The organism is Sphingobium sp. WCS2017Hpa-17, from assembly GCF_031843765.1.
Classification (GTDB): Bacteria; Pseudomonadota; Alphaproteobacteria; order Sphingomonadales; family Sphingomonadaceae; genus Sphingobium.
The window spans coordinates 85,662-106,508 of the sequence record NZ_JAVTIV010000013.1; the positions used below are offsets into that span (position 1 = coordinate 85,662).

The following is a 20,847-nucleotide window of genomic DNA, read 5'->3' on the forward strand; positions in this document are numbered from 1 at the left end:
GGCTTACTCTTCGATGATGGCGACGGCGCGGGTCCAGCCGGCCGAAGCGCCCTTGATCTTGTGCGGGAAGCAACTCACGGTGAAGCCGTGCGCGGGCAACGCCTCCAGATTGTGCAGCTTTTCAAGGTGGCAATAGCCGATGTCGCGGCCGGCCTTATGCCCTTCCCAGATCAGCGAGGTGTCACCCGTCTCTTTCACCTTCTCGGCGGTATAGCTGAACGGCGCGTCCCAACTCCAGGCGTCGGTGCCGGTCACGCGCACGCCGCGCGTCGTGAGATACATGGTCGCCTCATAGCCCATGCCGCAGCCGACATTGACGAAATCGGGCCGACCCAGCGCCTTGCCCGCTGCCGTGTTGACCAGCACGATGTCGAGCGGTTGCAGGTCGTGGCCGATGCGCGCCAGTTCCGCCTCCACATCCGCCGCGGTGACGACATAGCCGTCGGGGAGGTGGCGAAAGTCCAGCTTCACGCCGGGGCGGAAGCACCAGTCAAGCGGCACTTCATCAATGGTGATCGCCCGCTGGGGTTCACCGTTCTTGGCATCCATGGTCGGCGAGAAATGATAGGGCGCGTCGAGATGCGTGCCATTATGGGTGGTCAGCGTCACCCACTCCGCTGCCGCGAAGCCTTCCCCGCCCGGCGTCTGCTCCGCCGTCACGCCGGGGAAGAAATGCTGCAATTCCTTCACTGTTTCCTGATGCGTCTCATAGGTGATCTTGGGCCGCATGAAGGGCGGATCGGAGACGACGTCATTGTCCAGCGTGATCGACAGGTCGATGAAGCGGCGGGTCATGCGGTCTTTCCTCCGAGCGTTTCGGCGAACCAATCCGAAATCAGATCGCGACCATAGGCCATATTGTCAGCGCCGACATGCTCCACGCCGCCTTCGCGAGGGGTGAAGATGACCTTCTCCCGGCGCGGCGAGTTGACGAGCTGGTCATAGAGATCGTCGGCATAGGCAACGCTGATCTGGCGGTCATTCGCGCCATGGGTGACGAGGAAGGGCACTTTGATGCTATCCATATGGCCGTTGAGGTTCATCGCCTCCGACTTGGCGAGGAAATCCTCCTGATCCTTCGCGCCGAAAGCCCAATGGACATGCGCCCAATAATGCGGGACCGGATTTTCGCCCTCGCGCGCCAAGCGCTTGTCCTGCACTTCGCGCCAGTTGTGGTTCGCGCCCCAGACGGCGCCGCTGGCGAAGCGCGGTTCATAGGCGACGGCGCGCGGCGCGAAATGGCCGCCCAGCGAAATGCCGGTCATGCCGATGGCTTTGGGGTCGATTTCGGGCTGCTGTTCCAGCCAGTCGACCGCCTTGCTCGCCCAGCTTTCGCTATGCGGATTGACGGGCAGGTTCTGGAGCCGCAGCGCCTCGCCCGATCCGGGCTGGTCGACGCAGAGGGTCGAAATGCCACGCCGCGCCAGTTGTTCAGGCAGGCGCGTCCAGTAGAGCAGCTCCTTGCAGCTATCGAGGCCGTTGCAAAAGACCACGACGGGCTTCTTGCCCTCACCAGGAGCGCGGGTGAAGAGGGCGGGCATCGTACCGGTGTCGAGCGGAATTTCCACGCGCTCGCGGTTGATCGCGCCCAACGCGGTCGAACGATCGAAGGCATCGCGCGCTTTTGCATAGGTTTCTTCGCGCCCCGGCGCGCCATGACCCTGCATCCGCTCGGCCGTGATCAGGTAGAGCGACGCGCGCTCCAGCTTGTTGGACGCGGAGAAATTGCGTCCCTTCACTTCATCCTCGGCAGCGAGATTGACCAGCTTGTCTCCCATCGCGGCCCAGGCCTTCATGAACATCGGCGTGCCCGCGTCGCCGCCATTGGCCGCCGCATCCTTGATCGGCTGGCACATGTCGACGATCTCGCCGATCTGCCCACCGCTCTCCATCGCGATCGCGACCGACAGATTCCAGATATAATTGGGGAAATATTCGAACAGGGCCATTCGTCAGACCTCCGCCGCCCGGAACAGGCCCTTGTCGGGTTCGGGATGCGGCATGGTTTGCGGACCACCGACGCCGATGCCCCACTGGTCCATCACCTTGGGACCGGGAATATGGACCTTGGGCTGGTGGCCCTCAAAATCCACATATTCCAGTTCCGAAGTATATTCGACCGCGAAGCCTGCAGGCGTGGTGAAATAGCTGAAGGTATTGTTGCCCGCCGTATGGCGACCCGGACCCCAGCGAATGTCGGTACCCTTCTGTCGCAACCGGTTGATGCCCACCATCATGTCATCGACGCTAAGCATGTCATAGGCGACATGGTTGAGGCAGGGCGGTCCGGGAAGGATGGCGATGCGGTGATGCGCACCGTTGCAGCGCAGGAAGCACATGAAATCGCCCAGCCAGTCCGACACCTTGAAGCCCAGCACATCGCAGAACCACTGCACCAGCGCCTTATGATCGGGCGAGTGCAGCACAATATGGCTGATCTTCTGCGGCACGCCTTCCCAATGCACCATGTCCCGCGCCTTTCGGCGGGCGACGTCGCTCGAAATCTCGAAGGTCAGGCCGTCGGGTGAGAAGAAACGGAAGCCGTAGCCGCCGCCCAGCGTGTCGAGATTCTTCGGTGCGAAGATGATGCGTCCGCCCGCCGCCGCGACCTTGTCATGCAGGGTATCGACATCGGCGCGGCTGTCGGCCGCGAGCGCGATCACATCGATGCGCTTTTCCTCCGCCGCGCGCAGCCGAACCACATAGCCTTCCTCGCCGCCATCCGCCGCGAAATACACCATGCCATCACGCTCGCCAGCCTCCACCAACTGCCACTGCTCAGCGTAAAATGCCCGCTCAGCCTCCAGATCAGGAACGGCATAACCGACATATCGAATCTCACTAACGCGGCTCATGCAACGGACTCCGAAACGGGAAGGGCAAGGTCAAAGGCAATGTCGGCGGCGGACCGGCCGACGAACAGGCGCGGGTTGTCGATGTCGCGCCATCCGTCGCGCCAATATTGCAGGCGGCGTTCGGGTACATCGATCACAACGTCCCGCCGCTCGCCCGCCTGCATGTGCAACTTGGCGAAGGCGGCCAGCGCCAGTTCGGGTTCACGCCGGTAGATTTGCACCACGTCGCTACCGGCCCGGTCGGACCGGTTTTCGACTGTGACCGCGATGCGCAGTCCGTCGCCTTCGTCCGGCAATGGCTGCACCGCGACGATGGCGATGTCGGCATAACCAAAGCCTGCGCCCAGCGTATGGCGCGGATCGGCCGTGCCGCGATAGCCCACGCGCCGTCCTTCCGCATAAATCAGGTCGCCTTGGGCATCGGGGGTCAGCGACAAGGCGGGATAATCCTCATCCCGGCGCGCGATCGACACGGGCATGCGTCCGCCCGGTTCGCGGTCGCCCGCCAGCACCTGCGCAATCGCATCGCCAAAGCCTTCGCCCGGATACCAGGCGATCAGCAGCGCGGCGGCCTTGTCTTCCCATGCCGTATCGAACGCATGGCCGACATTGGCGATGATCGCGGTGCGCGGATTGGCGGCGGTCACGGCTTCGATCAGCGCGATCTGCTCGTCGGCCAGCCGCGTATGGCTGCGATCCTTGCTTTCCACGCTGGCATCGGACGTTTCACCGACCATCAGGATCACCGCGTCCGCCTGCGCCGCCAGATCGACGGCGCGCTTAAGCATCGCTTGCGGCGTGTCGGGACGGCGAATGCCGTACCACAGGCCATGGACGCGGGCAGGATCGTAACTGAACTCGATCTCGATGCTGACGCTCTGTCCGGCCTTCAGCGCAATGGTGCTGCTGCGCGCATCGCCGCTTTTCAGCTTGCCCATGACGTCGGACGACGGGATCGGTTCCTTTTGCGCCAGCACATCCTGCCCATCGACGCGCAGCACGACGGGGCCGGTCGCGCCGAGATAGAAGATATGGTCGCCATCCCGATCGGCTTTGAACACGCCGCTCGCGACGATCCGCGCCGGCTTGTTCAGCGTCGCCACATCGTCATGCACGCCTGCAAACCAGACCAGCGAATTGGTGTCGCGGGTTTCGCTGGCGATTTTGCGCGCGTCGGCGTCCTGCCCGTCATAATAATCGACGGTCATGCCGCTGACATAGCCATCGCCCAGATCGCGCGCGGGGCTGGCGGGCATGGATGGCAGGCGCGGTTGCGGGTCGACGCCCGGTTCATAATCGATCCGGCCATGCGGGGCGAAGCGCGCCAGTATCGCTTCCAGCGGACGCGATGCGTCGGGCGATACGGCGATCTTGGCAAAGGTGCCGCCCTGATAGCAGGGGGCTGCCGCATTGGGACCGATGATGGCGATATGCCTGTCCCGCCCCGGAATGAGGGGGAGGAGAGCGTTCTGATTGCGCAGCAGCACGAAGCCGGCGGCGGCCGCCTCCACCAGCAGGTCGTCGGCGGCCTTGCCGGTGATCGACGCGTTCTTGCCGCTTTTGAACCGGGCGGCGGCACGAGCGACGCGGGTAGCTGCGTCGGATACACGCTCTTCGCTCACCTGTCCCTGCGCCACCGCTTCGGCTGCCTTGAAACCCAGGAAGCGGGCCGGGCCGGGCATTTCCAGATCCAGCCCCGCGCTCAGCGTGGCGACGGTGCTGTGCGTGCCGAACCAGTCGCTCATCATGACGCCGGGGAATGCCCATTCGCCTTTGACGATGGTGGTGATGACGTGATGATGTTCCGCGCACCATTGCCCGTTCAGGCGATTATAGGCGGTCAGCATGCCGCCCACGCCTGCCTGCGCGCAAAGCTCGAACGGCAGCAGGTAGATTTCGCGTAGCGTCGCTTCGTCGACCACGGCGTTCATCCGGTCGCGGTCGGTTTCGCTGTCATTGCACACCAGATGCTTGGCGACCGACGCCGTGCCGGTCGATTGCAGCCCGGTCGCCCAGGCCGCGCCCAATATCCCGGCCAGCAGCGGCTCTTCGGAGAAATATTCGAATGCACGCCCGGCCAGCGGACTGCGGGCCAGATTGACGTTGGGGGCCAGCACCATGTCGACATTCATGCGGATCGCTTCGCCACCCACCAGCGCGCCGACGCGGCTGTTCAACTCTACGTCCCAGCTTGCGCCCAGCGCCGTGGGGCAGGGGGTCAGCAACGCGATGTCGCGTTCGTCCACCCGGCCGCTGGCAATGCCCATCGGTCCGTCCGCCATGGCGAGCGAGGGGATGGCCGCATCTGCATAGCCGACCGTGGTCCACATGGTGGCCCCCGCGCTCATCGCGATCCGCTGCTCCAGCGTCAGCGCGTCTGTCATGCTGCATTCTCCATCGGAACTGCTGTCATGGCGAAGGCCATGATCTGTTGCGCCTGCGTCCGCACGGCGCGGGCGACACCTTCGTCGGCCAGCGCGCCGTCCGCCCCGAACGGTCGCTGTTCCACGCTATTCACGGCGACGCCGACGGGGGTGGGCCAGCCGCGCATGGCGTGGACCACGTCGCGCATCGCCGACAATGTCGTGCCGCACGCCTGCCACCCCGCCGCCGTCACGACCAGACCCACCGGCCGCCCGTCAAAATAGACGCGGGCGTCGGCGCGCAAATCTTCCAGCAGGTCGACGGCGTTCTTCACCAGACCGGAATAGCCGCCATGATAGCCGGGGCTGCCGATGACGAGGCCGTCGCATCCGCGCACGGCTTCGACCAGCGCGCTTTCCTCGTCGGTGCGGGTCGGATTTTCAGGATTAAAATGGGGCAGCCGGGCAAGCGCCGGGCCATCGAACATAATCGTCTCAGCGCCCAGCGCCGCACAGTCCGCCAGCACCGCGCGGACGATCCGCTCGCTGGAGGATGCCTGACGAAAGGTGCCGCCAAGGCCGATGATCCGCTTTACGCGGGCCACGGAAAGACCGGACATTCCACACTCCTCTGGTGCGCGCGCCGTTAAATGGGACCTGGGTCGCGGGCTCTCATTTTTTGTTGTCGCATCGTCTCAAGCGAAAAACCGGTACCCACTTTTTCGCACGATGCTGAAAGGAGCGGCGCGGCCTTCTCGTGGGCCGCGCTCGCACGTGAAGCTGATTATGCCGCCGGTTCGGCAACCTTGAATGCTGGCATCACCTTTTCCGACAGCAATCGCAGCGTCTGGTTGCCCAGTCGCAGCCGCTCCTGCGTCAGCGGGCCGGTGGTAGTGCCGCACAGGATGTTGCCGATACCGAGTTCTTCATAGGGTTTCAGATGCTCGATCACCGTTTCGGGCGAACCATAGAGGCACCATGTCCCGATCCAGTCTTCGGTCAGGGCGTTGGGCGTGCGGTCCGTCTTCTTGTTGGCGGAGTCCGCTTCGGCGCGGTCGTTGAATGCGGCTTCGCGTTCGATCGCTTCCTGATAGGAACGCAGGATCACTTCCAGTTCCTCGCGCGCCTGCTCGTCCGTTTCGGCGACGTGCACGACCTGATAGGTGTGCGTCGTCCAGTCGAGCGCCTGCGCGATGACTTCGGGCGAATGGCCGGCTTCGTCCAGCATCTGGCGATAGATGCCGAAATATTTGGACACATGCTTCATCGGTTCGGTGCCGCCGATCTGCGGCGGCGTGAAGGCGGGGATGAAGGCGGGCCAGCCATTTTCGGCGGCACGGCGGGCGCTGCTTTCCTTCATGGCGACGGGCATCAGGCGTGCGTGGCGCGGGCTGTACTGCGCGGGTGCAATGCGCTGCAACACGCGGCCCTTGTGCGGACCATTGTCGATGTCGATCGCGGGATCTTCCATCCGCTTGGTCCAAAGCTGCTCGGCGATGGCCAGGTTGTTTTCGGAAACGGCACCGGCTTCCTTATAATTGACGCCAAAGCCGATCATTTCTTCGGGCGTGGTGCCGCTGCCGACGCCGACCAGCAGCTTGCCGTCGGTCAACTGGTCCAGAATGTTGATCCGTTCGACAAAGCGCACCGGGTGGTGCAGCGGCACGGACACGACAGAAAAGCCGAAATGCATCCGTGGCAGCTTTGCGGCCAGATAGGATGCGAACATGAAGCTGTCCGATGCCACCGGCATATAGCCGTTGAAATGATGGTCGGGCATGAAGATGGCGTCGAAACCCAGATCCGACGCCTGCGTGGCGTGATCGGTCAGGTCATGGATCAGCTGGCGATCTTCTTCCGCGGCCATCGACCGGGCATTCAGAAAAACAGAAAAGCGCATTATCCCCTCCATCGCTGCCCTGTGGGCGCTGATATGACGACTTGTTTACATTGGCGGCGAAAGCCGTCAGAATGGAAATCAATTAGAACCATTGTTCTCGTTATCGATAGGGTCATTATGCCGCCAGTGTCAACTATGAAGTCGAAGAATGATTCTATTTCTGGCCCTGCGGAGGCCAGCCGCGTACCGCAGCAGGGCCGTTCGCGCGCTTCTTATGAGCGGATGCTGACCGCCGCGGAAAAGCTGATGGTGAAGGGCGGCAATGACGATTTCACGCTGACCGAAGTGGCGAAGGCGGGGAAGGTGTCGATCGGCTCCATCTATCTGCGCTTCGACAGCAAGGATGATCTGATCCGCGCCGTCCATGGTCGCGTCCTCGCGCAGATCGGCGACGATCAGGAGGTGATGATGCAGGCCATCGGTGAAAAGGCGACCAGCCTTGACGAATTCGTGCAGCTGTTCGTCGAATCCTATGCCGAACTGCTGAAGCGCTACAGCCCGGTGCTGCGTCCCATCATGTTCCGCGCGATTTATGACGAATCGATCTCGTCACTAGGGCGCAGTTCAGCGGAAAAACTGACTCAGGAGGCCGAATCGCAGATGTTGCGTTATTCAGCCGAATTCGGGCGGCCTGATCATGCGCGGCTGGTCGGCAACGCGTTCCGCATGATCTATTACACGCTGGCGCGTTTCCTGGGCTTGGGGTCTTCGCCTGAAGCGGCGAATCAGGGAAATTGGGAAGAACTGAAGGAAGATCTGGCGATCATGTGCGCAGCCTTCCTGCGCGCAGGTCCGCTGGCGCGCTGAGCCTTGGGCCAGAGCGCTGTGCGTCAGTCAGCCGACCATGTCTGTATAGCGTAGCCCCGCCCCATAAAAGCGGACCACGCCGGGGCCATCCACCAATATGCAAAGCTGAAATCCGAACCGCGTGATAATCGCCGGTTCCACCGCCATGTCGGCGCGCATCCGCTTTGCGGCAGGATAGAATTTCCGCCACATTTCCGGCGGATCAATGGGTTCGGGCACACCGTTCAGCGGCGCGTTGGGTTCGTAGAGATGCTGGCGTTCCATTCCGCCATGATGGACGCAGGCCCAGCTGACCTTCGCACCTTCCTCCGTCTCCCACAGCAGCGAGACTTGGTCGATGGACCCGCCAGCCGGAACCTGAAACGGGAAATGGAACCAGATTTGCCGATCGGGACGAATGCGGAAACTGGAACAGAAGCCGCGATGGAAGCCATTCTCACTCGACCATGGCTTGTCGTCCACCACGTCCAGCCAGTCAGGACCATGTTCCTGCAACTGCACCGCCGCCGGGGCGACCCATATCTCGCGGGTTATGCCCATGATGGTTGCCGATCCTCACGCCATTTGATGCTGCATCCCGCGCTGGCTCGCTGGGAGGAGGGGGGCGCTTCTCCGGTCAGCAGTGCATCGACCGCCGCCCGCAGATCTTCTCCCGTCACCGGCAGGTCGGTGCGTAGCGGCAGCAGTCCGGGGACCGGCGGCCGGTTGATCTTCGGACGGCTGGAATCGAACTGACCTGCGTAGAACAGAGTCCGGTCCGGCCCGAACAGGAAGAAATCGGGCGTGCAGATCGCGCCATAGGCCAGCGCGACCGACTGCGTCTCATCGTGCAGATAGGGAAAGGTCAGGCCATATTGCTGCACAAAGGCCGTCATATGAGCCGCATCATCGTCGGGATAATCGGCGGGATCGTTGGAGGAAATCGCCACCATCGCCAGCCCCTTTGGCGCATAGTCTTTCGCGAACGCTACCAACTCGTCGATGACATGCAGCACGAACGGACAATGGTTGCAGATGAAGGCGACGAGGAGCGCGGGCGAGCCCGCAAAATCGTCCAGCGACACGATATTGCCCTGTGTGTCGGGCAGGGAGAAGGGCTGGGCTGGTGCGCCCAATCCTTCCATTCGGGACATGCGCAACATGGTGACCCCTTTCTGTTGGGAAAATGCTCAGCGTTTTTTCAGGAGGCCATTCACCTCCAGCCAGGTCATGAAACCGTTGATCCAGCCATTGCTGGTGGTCCCGGCTTTTCCCAGACCAAAGCCATGGCCGCCATCCTGATAGAGATGGAACTCCACCGGTCGCTTAGCCTGCAACCATGCGTCGATCAGGCCGAACCCCTGACTAGCGAAGAAATGATCGTCGGCGGCCAGCACTGCGAACATCGGCGGCGCATCGGACGGCACGTCGCGAGCGGTCAGCCTGCCATAAATGGGCGCGATGAAGGCGGGGCGTTCCCCCGGTTTCGCTGACAAAGTCGTGCTGATGGTCGTGAATGCGCCCGCCGAAAATCCCATCATGCCGATGCGGGCGGGGTCGATCTTCCATTGCTTCGCCCGCGCATGCACCAGTGCCAACGCGGCAAGGCCGTCATCGCGGGAAAAGTCGGGCGTGTTTTGCGGCGGACGGATGGACGACGGTTTGCCCGTGCGGCCGGCTGTCATTTCGCGCGTGAACATGCCGAAATCCCCCGGCGTCGGAACCAGCCGATATTTCAGGACGAACGCGGCGACGCCATGGTCGGCCAGCCACCGGGCAACGGCATAGCCCTCCGTTTCGATGGCGAGGCCCAGAAACCCGCCGCCTGGCGCCACGATGACGGCGGTGCCCGTCGCTTTCGCAGGGTCGGGCAGGATGGGTGTCAGCGTGGCGGCGGACACGTTGCGGACATTCAGGTCGCCGTTCATCCGAAACCAGTTTTCCGCTGGAACGTCCGGCGCCTGTGGGCCGGTGTTCAACGGAATGGCGGTGGATTGCGAAGGGGGAGAGGCCGGCGCAAACTGAAAGCTGGGCGGACTACCCGGCCCTGTGGCCAGCGCCTGCGTGCCACAAGGTGTTGCCATGGCCAGCAGGGCGCACGCCATGCGCCAACGATGCCGTCGCATCATCTCAATCTCTCCCCATGTCATTAAATTCCCGCGCTCTCGTCTGGGCGGGTCGGCAGCATGGCGACGCATCGCGCCGCCATGCCATGCACGCATCAGGCGGCGAGTTGCAGTTCGCGGCCGGTCTTGGTCGTCGGAACGAAGGGCAGGTAGGACACGCGCATCCGCACGGCGATGTCCACCTTGTGCGCGCCCGGCGTCAGGCCGCCTGCGCGCAGGACCGTGACCTTCGCCTTTTCGCCGAAGTTCCAGCGGTCGTCATAGACGCTTTCCAACTCATCCAGGGTCCAGCTCCGCCCGCGCACCGAAAAGCGCACATCCTCGCGCGCCACCGGCTCGCCGTCGATGGTCAGGCCGATATCCTCGATCATCGAAAGGCCCAGGCCACGATAATAGGGCAGGCGGGCGAGCAGCGAGAAACCGACCGTCTCGCCGCCTTCGACGACATTTTCGAAACCTTCGTCGCACAGCATCATCTTGTCGAACATGGTTGCGGCTCCTTAGGCAGCGAGAACGGTGGGGGTGGGTTCGCCGATCAGCGATTGCAGCATGAGTTGCTGACGACGGACCTGTTCGACGGAATCGACTTCCTGCGCATCCTCGATCCAGCGATTGCCCTCATATTCGGAGCAGATATAGCCTTGGTAACCGCCTTGCTTCAGCACCTTGACGATCTCGTCATAAGGGATGCAGGGTTCGATCAGATTTTCATCCATCTGATAGAATTTGCCGTGGATATGGTGGATGCGGTGCATGTAATCGAGCATCCGCCTGGGTTCATAGGCGGCATTGTGGCGCAGCGTTTCGGCCATGCCCAGCGCCGGGCCCTCGCCGCCCATTTCCCGCACGTTCAGGATGACATATTCCGACAATACACGGTCTTCATAGGCCGTCTCGATATAGTCGGCGATCTTCTGCGGCACGCCGTTGCGGATGAAGCGTTCCTTCCAGACCGGCGGAAATTTGAACAGGAACATGCCCATGTCGGGCAGGAAGCCCAGCGCGTCCGAACCCGACTTTTCGAAGGCTTCGGCGTGGCGGATGATCCAGGGATGATCGAAATGCAGCGGCGCATGCACTTCGATCAGGATCTTGATGTTCTTTTCTTCTGCATAGGGCGCGGCGGCGACCAGCACTTCGGGCGCGATCGACACGAGCGCGCGGACATATTTCATCCCCAGGCGCGCGCCGAAGTCGATGTCCTTCTTCACGCTGGCAACCTGCTCCTCAAAGGGCATCATGCGGCCCTTGTAACGCTTGTAGTCCAGCATGAAGTCATGGCTGACGGCCACGGCGTCATATTTCGCGATCAGGCTGTGCCATTCGTCGATCTTCGCTTCATCCACGCTGGCTTCGGGCCAGCCCCAGAAGGTCTGTTCACCGATGATTTCGATGCCCAGCGCGCCCATGTCGGCGCAGGCCCTGAAGCAATCCTCCAGGCTCATCTTGCCCTGAAAGGTTTCGTGCTGGAAACTGTAGAGGCTGACGCCCCGTTTGATATCGCTGGTCATGATTTACTCCGCTGGAGCGATGGAAGGGGCAGGGGTGCGCGGCGAGCGCACGAAGCTTATGATGATCGCGGCGACGATGCCCATCAGGCCCGCTGCAAGGAACGCGCCCTGCATGGTTCCGACGATGGTTTCGGCCTTGTGGACCAGCCAGGGGCTGGAAAACTGGCCGAAGAAGAAGCAGGCGGTCCACACGCCCATGCCGCGGCCACGATGTTCAAAGGGCAGCATGCTCTGCGCCCACAGGATGATGGTCGCAACGGCCATGCCTGCGCCCGTCTGCTGAACGATGAGCGCGGCGGTAAGCCAGCGCCAGTCCGGGGCGAGGCCAATGCCAGCAAGACCGGCGCCCAGCAGGCCAAAGAAAGTGGCCAGTTTCACCTGATGCGACATATTGCCCATCAGGCGGAAGATCAGCGCGCCCAGCATCACGAACAGGCTGGGAATGGCGGTCAGCTGGCCGATGCGCGCCGGGTCCATAACGCCGACTTCGCGCCAGGCCAGCGAACCGCTGATGATAAACACATAATAGAGCGCCGACGCGATCAGCGTCACCCCGCCGATCAGCGCGACCGATGCGGTGGGGAAGGGGGGGCGCTGCGCCGTTTCCTTGCGGGCGATGTCGGCGACGGTCGCGCCATCGGCGCGGCGCGGCTCGAACAGCCACAGGATCATCGCGATGAAGATCGGGAAGGCGACGGCATAGACGAGGAAGATGCCGTTCCAGCGCGCGGCCGATGCCGCGCCTGACATCAGGATCACGCCCGACGCGAAGAAAGGCCCGCAAACCCCCTGAAGGAACAGCCAGTCCTTGCGACCGCGATCGTCCCAGTAATCGGCGATCAGCGTGTTGACGATGGTCAGGATCGCCGCTTCCGCCACGCCCAGCAGCAGGCGGCAGGCGATCAGCGCGTTCAGGCTGTCGAGAAAGAAAGGCGCGGTGCCGACGATGCCATAAAGCAATGTCGCGCCGATCAGCAGGGGCCGACGTCCGAACCGGTCGATGAAGAAGCCGGCGAACGGCGCCAGCAGCGCAATGGTCAGCCCAGGAGCCGACACCATCATCGGCACTTTCCATCGTGCGGCGGGGTCGCCGGCGAAATGATCGATGATCGCCGGGATGGCGGGGAACATGGAAACGATCGCGAAGATCGGCAGGAAACCGGCTACGACGATGGTGATCCCCTGGGGGACCAGCGACAGCCGTCGGAAGAAATCGATCAGGGAACGCACTGCGCCTTGGCTCCTCTATCCCGGACGACTCAAATGCGGACGTCTCTAATTAGAACTGTTATTCGTCTATTGTTTTGATTGCGGCCTGTCAATCCGTCGATTGACGGGCCGCAATAGGGTGACTTCCTTATCTGGTCGTGACGAATGCGTGGGCTGGGGAAGGGCGGATATGGGTGGAGAGCGGCCACTCCCCTCCCGCCTGCGGGAGGGGCAGCGAGACTTGCGCGCGCAGCGCGTTAGTCGCAGCGGGGTGGGCTCTCGCGACGTCCAGCCCACCCCCTAGCCCCCTCCCGTCAACGGGAGGGGGAACATGTCCACTTCTGGTCGAAACCAGCCATGGCCGGGGGCATCATCCCCGGCCATATGATTAATTGATCGGATAATCCTTCGCCTCTTCGGGCACGGGCAATGTCACCTTGCCTGTCGCTGCCCATTCAGTGCCGCGCAGGACCAGCGATTGCAGGCCCGCGAAATGCAGCGACACCTCGTCATGGCCCGGCGTCATGGAAAAGACGCGGCCCTTGCCATAATCGGCCGTCCACACCTGCGGATGATCCGCGTCCATGCCCTTCATCGCCTTCAGCTTTTCCGGCGTGTAGGCGGATGCGGGATATTTGTGGCCCGCCAGCTTGGGGTCGTAACTGGCCGACGCATCACGCGCCGTCGCCAGCACATGGATCTTCGCATTCGGGTCCATGCGCATGTTGGTGTACATGTCGTCGTTGAAGGTCCAGACATATTCGCGCATCCCCGCCGTGATCGGATGATCGCGATCGACGATATGGATGGGGAAAGCACCCGGCGGCGAACGGCGGCTGGACCCCGGTTCCATGACTGCGCCGATCAGCGTCTGATATTCGGGTGAGTTCTGGCCCCAGGTGAAGGACGAGTGGAAGGCGACCAGCCCGCCGCCTTGCTTTACATAGTCGAACAGCGCCTGCTCGGCCTGTTTCGACCAGCGATGTTCATCCTTGTCGGCATAGTTCCAGCGGCTGGAATAGTTGAGCAGCACCACATCGTAGCTTTTCAGCGTCGCCAGGTCGCCATGATCGAAATCTTCGGTAATGCGCACATCGAAACGACCGGTATCCTGCATGAGCGTGCGCAGCATGTTGTTCACGCCGGTCCAGTCATGTTCATAGCTGTTCTGGCCGCTGATGATCAGCACCTTCAGCCGCTTTTCCGCCGGATCGACCGGAATGGCGACGCGCTGCACGGTTTCGGGCGGGCGATATTTGACGTTCACGATGACCTGCGCGCTGACGGGCAGGGCCAGGATGGCGGTGGCGGTTATGGCGGCAAGCGTGACGAGCTTCATTGCATTCTCCTCTCTTGTGATTGTGATTATGATGCTGGCAGTCGGGGCGTGCTGTCAGGTGCGGCCGGACGATATGCCCGGCAGCGTCAATTACCCCGTACAGGGTTGATCCTGCAGGACAAAATATGGTGCAGTCTTACCGATTCGCGCGGCTGACAAAGCGCGGCACAACATTTATTAGAACAAAAATTCTGCTTGTCGATAGGCTTTTGCCAGTCCAGATCGGCAAACTTGACGGTCACGCAGATTGCGATATTCTATTACTAGAATATTAATTCGTAATTGACTCGCGGCGTGGCCGGCGGGTCCGAAGGGGAGGGGTATGAACGGCACCGCAGGACAGGGTGTAGGTCGGGGCGTGGGACAGGCTATGGCCGGCGTGGACAGCGCGCTTGCGTCCGCGTCGCGGCTCACCCACCGGCAACGCAGCATCGCGCTGGCCATCGTCGCCACCGCCATGGTGCTCGACCTTGTCGACATGACGATCATCAATGTCGCGGTGCCGACATTGCAGGCGCAACTGGGCGCCAGCGACGCCGAAGTGCAGTGGATGGTCGCGGGCTACTCTACCATTTTTTCGCTGTTGCTGATCACCGGCGGGCGGTTGGGCGACATATTCGGCTACCGCCGCGCTTTCCTGATCGGCGTCGCGGGTTTCACGCTGACGTCGCTGCTCTGCGGTCTGGCGCAGGATCCCGGCCAACTGGTCGCAGCGCGATTGTTGCAGGGGGCGACGGCGGCGATCATGCTGCCGCAGGTCATGTCGCTGACGCAGATCATGTACCCGCCGCATGAACGCGTGGCGGCGCTGGGCCTGTTCGGCATATTGGGCGGCCTTGCGGCGGTGTTGGGGCCGGTCATCGGCGGCCTGATCCTCAGCGCCAATCTGTTCGGGCTGGGCTGGCGGCCGATTTTCCTGATCAACCTGCCTATCGGGATCATCGCACTGGTCATGGCCGTGCGCATCCTGCCTGCTGGCAAGTCCGCCCACAGTCCGCGCCTCGACATGGGCGGCACGGCGCTGGTCATGCTGCTGCTGTTCGCGCTTATCTTCCCGCTCATTCAGGGGCGCGATTATGGCTGGCCGCTCTGGGGCTTCGCGCTGATGGCATGCAGCCTGCCCATCGCGCTGATCCTGATCCGCCACAGCCGGGCGCGTATGGCGCGGGACGGTTCGGCGCTGATCGTGCCGGACCTGTTCCATGCACGCGGCTTCACCTTCGGTCTGCTCACCACCCTGATGTTTCAGACGGCGACCGGCGGGCTGCTGTTCATCCTGACCCTCGCCATGCAGCGCGGCCTGCACTTCACCGCGGCGCAGGTGGGCATCGCCCATGTGCCTTATGCGTTCGGCGCGTCCTTCGCTATCGGCATGTTGTCGCGCAAGGCGTTGCCGCGTTTCGGCCCGATCATCATCACATGGGGTGCAGCGGTGATGGTCGTGGGGCTGGGCGTGCTGATCGCGATGTTCAACGCCCCGCCGCTGATGGCTGCCGCCCCCTGGCTGATAGCCTTTCCGCTGCTCGCCATGGGGCTGGGCATGGGGCTGGTCGGCGGTCCCTTGCCGCCCTGTACCCTGTCCGAAGTCGATGTCGGCCATGCCGGCTCCGCATCGGGCACGCTCAAGGCGACACAGCAACTGGGGTCCGCCATCGGCGCGGCGGCGATCGGCACCTTGTTCTTCCTGATCGATCCGCTGGCTGGAACGGCCGGGGAAGATGCGATCCACGCCTTCACCCTGTCGGCCATAGTCGTGGCGGTCAGCCTGATCGTGGTTGGCCTGCTCGCGATCGCCATTCCGCGTCAGCTTCAAATTCGCGGGAGTGGGGATAAAAGGCGGTAATACAAGACTTGCCGCCTTGTTCCTGACTCTGTAAGAAATAGAATTATAGTTCATATGGGTGCCCGTGTCGGCGCGCGAGGAGAGGGTATGGGACAAGGCGAAAAAAGTCTTTCAGCGCCATCGGACGAATGGTCGCCCGCCAGGGCGGATCGCCGCCAGATATTGGGGGGCGCGGCCGTTCTGGGTGCGCTGGTGGGATTGCCGGTGCATGCATGGAACAAGGTGCGCGAAGGGCAGGATGGCGGCGCGACAGCGTCTGAAAAGCTGCTGCTGGCCCGTCTGTCCGACCTGGTGATTCCCGCAACCGATACGCCCGGCGCCGTTGCGGCTGGCGTGCCGGCCTTCGTCGAACTGGCGCTACGTCACGGGCTGGAGGACACCGCGCCCGAAACGCCGGGGCGTGTCCATATGGGCGAAGATCGCGGCGGCCTTTCCGTGCTGGATGGGGTGGAGCGGGAACTCAATCAACTGTCCAACTCGCTGTTCCTGAACCTGCCGCCCGCCCGCCAGCATGAAGTGCTGTCCGCCTATGATGCGGATGCCTTCACTGGCGAACGCAAGGATCATCCGTGGAAGAAGCTGAAGGGGCTGATCCTGACCGGCTATTATACCTCGGAAATCGGGGGCAGCCGCGAACTGCAATATGAACTGGTGCCGGGTCGCTGGGATCCGAACCTTCCCTTGGCCCCCAACAACCGCTCCTGGTCGAGCGACTGGACAGCGGTGGATTTCGGATGAGCATGGATTTTGACACGATCGTGGTGGGTTCCGGCATCACCGGCGGGTGGGCTGCAAAGGAACTCACGGAAAAAGGCCTCAAAGTGCTGATGATCGAGCGGGGACGCATGATCGAGCATGGCACCGACTATGTCACCGAAACCAAGGCACCGTGGGACATGCCGTTTCGCGGCGAGGGTGACGCGGAGCTCTATGCTGCGGAATATCCGGTGCAGCATCTCAATCGCCACTTTACCGAATTCACCCAGAACCATTTCGTCAACGACAAGGATAATCCCTATGCCGTTGCCGATGGTACGCAGTTCAGCTGGTGGCGCAGCTATCAGCTTGGCGGTCGGTCGCTGACCTGGGGCCGGCAAAGCTATCGCTGGTCGGACTATGATTTTGGCGCGAACAAGGCGGACGGGTACGGCACCGACTGGCCGATCCGATACGCCGATATCGCGCCATGGTATGATCATGTAGAGGACTTCATTGGCGTGTCCGGCGCGGCGGAAGGTCTGCCTTCGCTGCCCGACGGGAAATTCCTGCCGCCCATGGCGCTCAACGTCGTGGAACAGCATGTGCGCGAAGCCATCTCGAAAAAATGGCCCGACCGTTGTCTGACTGTCGGTCGCACCGCGAACCTGACCGAGCCGAAGGAAGGCCGCGCGCCATGCCAGTACCGCTCCATCTGCGCGCGCGGCTGTTCCTACGGCGCTTATTTTAGCACGCAAAGTTCGACCCTGCCCGCCGCGCAGGCGACCGGGCGGCTGACGGTGGTGACGGATTCGCTGGTGGAGGCGGTCGATTATGATCCCGCCACGAAAAAGGCGACCGGCGTGCGCGTCATCAACGTGAAGACCGGCCAGCGCAGCAGCCACAGCGCGCGCATGGTGTTCCTGAACGCCAGCGCCTTCAACAGCGTGCACATCCTGCTGCGCTCCCGTTCCGAAGCCTTCCCCAATGGCCTTGCGAACAGCAGTGGCGTGCTGGGCACCCATGTCATGGACCATGCCTCGACCCTGTCGACCATGGCGATGATGCCGGGATTTGAGGATCGCACGACATTCGGCAATCGCCCGACCGGCGTCGTCATCCCGCGTTTCCGTAATCTTGATAGCAAGGATGGCGACTTCACGCGTGGCTACAGCTTTCAGGGCGGCGCGTTGCAGAGCGGCTGGACGGCGGCCAAGCGGTCGGCGGGCATCGGCAAGGATTATAAGGCGGAAACCCGCAAAACTGGTGCCTGGCGCATGGTGTTCGTCGGTTTCGCCGAAAGCCTGCCGCGCGCGACCAATCGCCTGACGTTAGACCCTGCGAAGCTGGACCCGCAAGGGTTGCCGATGCTCAGCATTCATTTCGAACATGGCGACAATGAACGGCGCGCGCTGGCCGACGCGAAGAAGGAAGCCGCTGCGATGATGGAGGCCGCTGGCGGCCATGTCATCATGGGCTTTGACCAGCCCAATCCGGGCGGCACCGCCATTCACGAAATGGGCGGCGCGCGCATGGGTCATGATCCGAAAACCTCTGTCCTCAACCGCTGGAGCCAGTCGCATGACATATCCAACCTGTTCGTCACTGACGGTGCGCAGATGAGTTCGTCCGCCTGCCAGAACCCGTCGCTGACCTATATGGCGCTGACGGCGCGGGCCTGCGACCATGCGGTATCCTTGATGAAGGAGGGCGCGCTGTGAGGGGCGTTATCAGGACACTGAGCGTCGCGCTCATCGCCATCGCGCCTGCCGTGCTGGCAAAAGCGGTCGATAACCGCGCGATCGTCACCGATTTCGTCGACCGCTTCTACGCGCAGCGCGACGTGGCGGGCGCGTTCGCCGCGCATGTCGCTTCGGACTATACTCAGCATAATCCGGGCCTTCCCGACGGCGCGAAAGTCGCCGTGGACGTGCTGGGACCGAAATTCGCGCAACCCGGCGCGCATTTCGATGTGAAGCATCTGCTGATCGACGGCGACTTGGCGCTGGTGCATCTGTTCGGTCAGGGCACACCCGGCACGTCGGGCGCGGCCGTGGCCGATATTTACCGGCTGAACGATGGCAAGGTCGTCGAACATTGGGACGTGCTGCAACCCGTCGCGCCGCGCAGTGATCCGCTGGCGATGGTCCCGGCAAAGCCAGCGGCGCAGGGAGACACGGCGCGCAATCGCCGTTCGTTCGAACGCTTCATCGACCTGCTGTTCACAAAGGGCGATGTCGATGGCGCATACAGCCAATTCATCGCGCCCGACCTGATCCAGCATAACAGCCGCATGGGGCAGGGGCGCGACGAAGCAGTCGCCGCGATCAAGGGGCTGCGTTCGGCCCCCGGCGCGACCTTCACGGTGCAGCGCGTGCTGGTCGACGGCAATCTGGCGGCGGTTCACTATCGCGGCAAATTGTCGGCGCAGGATCGCGGCGCGGCGGTGGTGGAAATCTTCCGCTTCGAAAATGGCCGGATCGTCGAACATTGGGACATGTTCCAGGCCGTGCCCGATACATCGCGCAACGCCCACCCGATGTTCTGAGCGACGTCAGCGCAAACAAAAAGGGGGCCGCTGCACCAACGCAGCGGCCCCCTTTTTTGCAATCTGAATGACGATCAGTTCGCCCGTGCTGCAATCTCCTTGCGGATGCGATCATGCAGGCCGTCCATCGGCCAAAAGGCAATGATCGCGACCTGAATGACCATGATGGCGATCGGCCAGCCATAATAGGACCAGCGGATCGCCGCCCGCGCGCCGTCCGTCACGTCCTTGGGATCATAGCCGGCGATGCCCAGCACATAGGCGATGATGGCGGTGCCGATGGCCATGCCGATCTTGGTCGACAGGCTGATGCCGGATGACAGCAGCCCTTCGTTGCGGACGCCGAAAATCCATTCATGATAGTCCACCGCGTCGGCCGCCATGGTGAAAATGGCCGTCATGGTCAGGCTGACCAGAATGGCGGCGATCAGGAACAGGCTCAGGAACAATATATGCTGCGCCTCGACCCATGGCAGGATCAGATGCAGCAGGATCGCCGCCGCCAGCGCAGCGATGCAGCCCTTACGGATGCCCGTCCGTTTGAAGATCATTGGCGCGATAAAGGCGCTGAGCAGCAGCGTACCGGATACGGCAGGCAGCAATATGCCGATCATCCATGGTGCCTTCATCACCTCTATTGCAAAGAAGGCGGTGACGGAGATGATGCAGCCGAAGCGCAGGAAATTGAGCGTGCAGAACAGGAACGTCACCAGCCACGCCCGGTTGCGCACCATGGCGCGCACCTGTGGGCCGATCGCCTCGCTGCGGGGCGCTTCGTCATGGTGGCGTTCCCGGCAACTGAAGAACAGGTTGAGCAGCGCCGCCAGCGTCAGCACCGCGAACAGCGCCGCCACTAGCGCAAAGCCGGTGCGTTCATTTCCCCCGCCCAGCATGCCGACCAGCGGCATGGTGGCGGCGGTCGCCAGGATGACGGAGATCGACGTGCCGATTGCGCGCGCACTACCCAGTTGCATCCGGCTGCCATGGTCAGTCGTCATCATCGGCATCAGCGCGGAAAAGGGCACTGCCAGAAAGCTGTAGAGGATGCCGAGCAGCGAAAAGGTGACATAGGCATAGGCCAGCTTTGCCCCCGTCGATGCATCGATGGTGGTGAATGTCAGCACCAGCAGGATGGAGAAGGGGATGGCTGTGAACAGGAAATAGGGGCGGGTGCGGCCCCAGCGCGTCCGAGTCCGGTCAACCATCAACCCGACGCCCAGGTCGATGCCTGCGTCGAACAGGCGGGACAGCAGGAATAATGTCCCAACCGCCGCTGCGGGCAGCAACGCGACATTTGTATAGAAATACAGGAGGAATGCGCCCACCGCGTTCCAACTGAGGCCACAGGCGAAGTCGCCCAGACCATAGCTGATCTTCTCCCAGGGTTTCAGCCTGTCGTTTCCGGCACTGGCCGTAACTGGCCGGTCCTCCATCGCATGACCTGCAACAACACTTGTCATCGCGCTTTCCTCACCATCTTTTTGGCGGCCCTGTCTGTGCCGGGCCGGATGCAATTCAGGGCCGGTTTGCGGCCGGCCCTGTCGTTATTTTTCAATGCAAAAGGTCAGCCGCCTTAGCCGCGCGGACAAGGTTGGCGAAATCGGGCGTATCGTCCCTGAGCAGCCATTCGATGCAGGCGCACGGAAGCATGACCTTCTCCTTGGGCGCTTG

19 protein-coding genes are annotated in these 20,847 nt (G+C 62.6%); 5 read left to right on the forward strand and 14 right to left on the reverse strand.

Going from position 1 to position 20,847, the window contains the following annotated elements:
- Positions 1 to 3: 3 nt before the first annotated feature.
- The 6 genes from RQH62_RS17045 to RQH62_RS17070 all read right to left on the reverse strand — a co-directional run bounded on the left by RQH62_RS17045 (position 4) and on the right by RQH62_RS17070 (position 7,085).
- On the reverse strand, positions 4 to 795 hold the full coding sequence (locus tag RQH62_RS17045; protein WP_311269918.1) for a cyclase family protein: 792 nt from the start codon (positions 793 to 795) through the stop codon (positions 4 to 6).
- Entirely contained in the window at positions 792 to 1,949 is a 1,158-nt protein-coding gene (locus RQH62_RS17050; protein ID WP_311269919.1) for an alpha/beta fold hydrolase, read from the reverse strand. The genes RQH62_RS17045 and RQH62_RS17050 overlap by 4 nt, the downstream gene beginning before the upstream one ends.
- 3 nt (positions 1,950 to 1,952) lie before the next feature.
- Positions 1,953 to 2,855 (reverse strand): VOC family protein, encoded by a 903-nt coding sequence (locus RQH62_RS17055; protein WP_311269920.1) that lies wholly within the window; start codon positions 2,853 to 2,855, stop codon positions 1,953 to 1,955.
- Positions 2,852 to 5,239 carry a glycoside hydrolase family 3 C-terminal domain-containing protein gene (locus RQH62_RS17060; protein WP_311269921.1) on the reverse strand — a complete coding sequence of 796 codons (2,388 nt, stop codon included), beginning with the start codon at positions 5,237 to 5,239 and terminating at the stop codon, positions 2,852 to 2,854. The genes RQH62_RS17055 and RQH62_RS17060 overlap by 4 nt, the downstream gene beginning before the upstream one ends.
- A complete protein-coding gene (locus tag RQH62_RS17065) occupies positions 5,236 to 5,838 on the reverse strand; it encodes an NADPH-dependent FMN reductase (RefSeq protein ID WP_311269922.1) in 603 nt (200 codons plus the stop codon). Before RQH62_RS17065 ends, RQH62_RS17060 begins: the two co-directional genes overlap by 4 nt.
- Positions 5,839 to 6,002: 164 nt before the next feature.
- Positions 6,003 to 7,085 carry an LLM class flavin-dependent oxidoreductase gene (locus RQH62_RS17070; protein ID WP_311269923.1) on the reverse strand — a complete coding sequence of 361 codons (1,083 nt, stop codon included), beginning with the start codon at positions 7,083 to 7,085 and terminating at the stop codon, positions 6,003 to 6,005.
- Here RQH62_RS17070 and RQH62_RS17075 point away from each other — a divergent pair.
- Entirely contained in the window at positions 7,053 to 7,925 is an 873-nt protein-coding gene (locus RQH62_RS17075) for a TetR/AcrR family transcriptional regulator (RefSeq protein ID WP_311269924.1), read from the forward strand. The two genes, RQH62_RS17070 and RQH62_RS17075, sit on opposite strands and share 33 nt — an antisense overlap.
- A 27-nt stretch (positions 7,926 to 7,952) precedes the next feature.
- Here the strand turns inward: RQH62_RS17075 and RQH62_RS17080 are convergent, their stop codons facing one another.
- The 7 genes from RQH62_RS17080 to RQH62_RS17110 all read right to left on the reverse strand — a co-directional run bounded on the left by RQH62_RS17080 (position 7,953) and on the right by RQH62_RS17110 (position 14,089).
- A complete protein-coding gene (locus tag RQH62_RS17080) occupies positions 7,953 to 8,465 on the reverse strand; it encodes a hypothetical protein (RefSeq protein WP_311269925.1) in 513 nt (170 codons plus the stop codon).
- On the reverse strand, positions 8,456 to 9,067 hold the full coding sequence (locus tag RQH62_RS17085; protein WP_311269926.1) for a thioredoxin family protein: 612 nt from the start codon (positions 9,065 to 9,067) through the stop codon (positions 8,456 to 8,458). Before RQH62_RS17085 ends, RQH62_RS17080 begins: the two co-directional genes overlap by 10 nt.
- 27 nt (positions 9,068 to 9,094) lie before the next feature.
- Positions 9,095 to 9,988 (reverse strand): alpha/beta hydrolase, encoded by an 894-nt coding sequence (locus RQH62_RS17090; RefSeq protein WP_311269927.1) that lies wholly within the window; start codon positions 9,986 to 9,988, stop codon positions 9,095 to 9,097.
- A gap of 137 nt (positions 9,989 to 10,125) precedes the next feature.
- Positions 10,126 to 10,518: a DUF6379 domain-containing protein gene (locus tag RQH62_RS17095; protein ID WP_311269928.1), complete on the reverse strand. Its 393-nt coding sequence runs from the start codon at positions 10,516 to 10,518 to the stop codon at positions 10,126 to 10,128.
- 12 nt (positions 10,519 to 10,530) lie between these two features.
- Positions 10,531 to 11,541, reverse strand: a complete 1,011-nt coding sequence (locus RQH62_RS17100) for a TIM barrel protein (protein WP_311269929.1) — start codon at positions 11,539 to 11,541, stop codon at positions 10,531 to 10,533.
- Between the two features lie 3 nt (positions 11,542 to 11,544).
- Positions 11,545 to 12,771 (reverse strand): MFS transporter, encoded by a 1,227-nt coding sequence (locus RQH62_RS17105; protein ID WP_311269930.1) that lies wholly within the window; start codon positions 12,769 to 12,771, stop codon positions 11,545 to 11,547.
- A 367-nt stretch (positions 12,772 to 13,138) separates the two neighbouring features.
- Positions 13,139 to 14,089 carry a ThuA domain-containing protein gene (locus RQH62_RS17110; RefSeq protein ID WP_311269931.1) on the reverse strand — a complete coding sequence of 317 codons (951 nt, stop codon included), beginning with the start codon at positions 14,087 to 14,089 and terminating at the stop codon, positions 13,139 to 13,141.
- A 322-nt stretch (positions 14,090 to 14,411) separates the two neighbouring features.
- Here RQH62_RS17110 and RQH62_RS17115 point away from each other — a divergent pair, with 322 nt between their 5' ends.
- From RQH62_RS17115 to RQH62_RS17130, 4 genes are all read left to right on the forward strand, one after another.
- Positions 14,412 to 15,932, forward strand: a complete 1,521-nt coding sequence (locus RQH62_RS17115) for an MFS transporter (protein ID WP_311269932.1) — start codon at positions 14,412 to 14,414, stop codon at positions 15,930 to 15,932.
- Positions 15,933 to 16,019: 87 nt separating this feature from the next.
- Positions 16,020 to 16,670, forward strand: a complete 651-nt coding sequence (locus RQH62_RS17120; protein WP_311269933.1) for a gluconate 2-dehydrogenase subunit 3 family protein — start codon at positions 16,020 to 16,022, stop codon at positions 16,668 to 16,670.
- Positions 16,667 to 18,349, forward strand: a complete 1,683-nt coding sequence (locus tag RQH62_RS17125; RefSeq protein ID WP_311269934.1) for a GMC family oxidoreductase — start codon at positions 16,667 to 16,669, stop codon at positions 18,347 to 18,349. Before RQH62_RS17120 ends, RQH62_RS17125 begins: the two co-directional genes overlap by 4 nt.
- Positions 18,346 to 19,176, forward strand: a complete 831-nt coding sequence (locus RQH62_RS17130; RefSeq protein ID WP_311269935.1) for a nuclear transport factor 2 family protein — start codon at positions 18,346 to 18,348, stop codon at positions 19,174 to 19,176. The genes RQH62_RS17125 and RQH62_RS17130 overlap by 4 nt, the downstream gene beginning before the upstream one ends.
- A 74-nt stretch (positions 19,177 to 19,250) precedes the next feature.
- Here the strand turns inward: RQH62_RS17130 and RQH62_RS17135 are convergent, their stop codons facing one another.
- Positions 19,251 to 20,636 (reverse strand): glycoside-pentoside-hexuronide (GPH):cation symporter, encoded by a 1,386-nt coding sequence (locus RQH62_RS17135; protein ID WP_311269936.1) that lies wholly within the window; start codon positions 20,634 to 20,636, stop codon positions 19,251 to 19,253.
- Between the last annotated feature and the right edge of the window lie 211 nt (positions 20,637 to 20,847).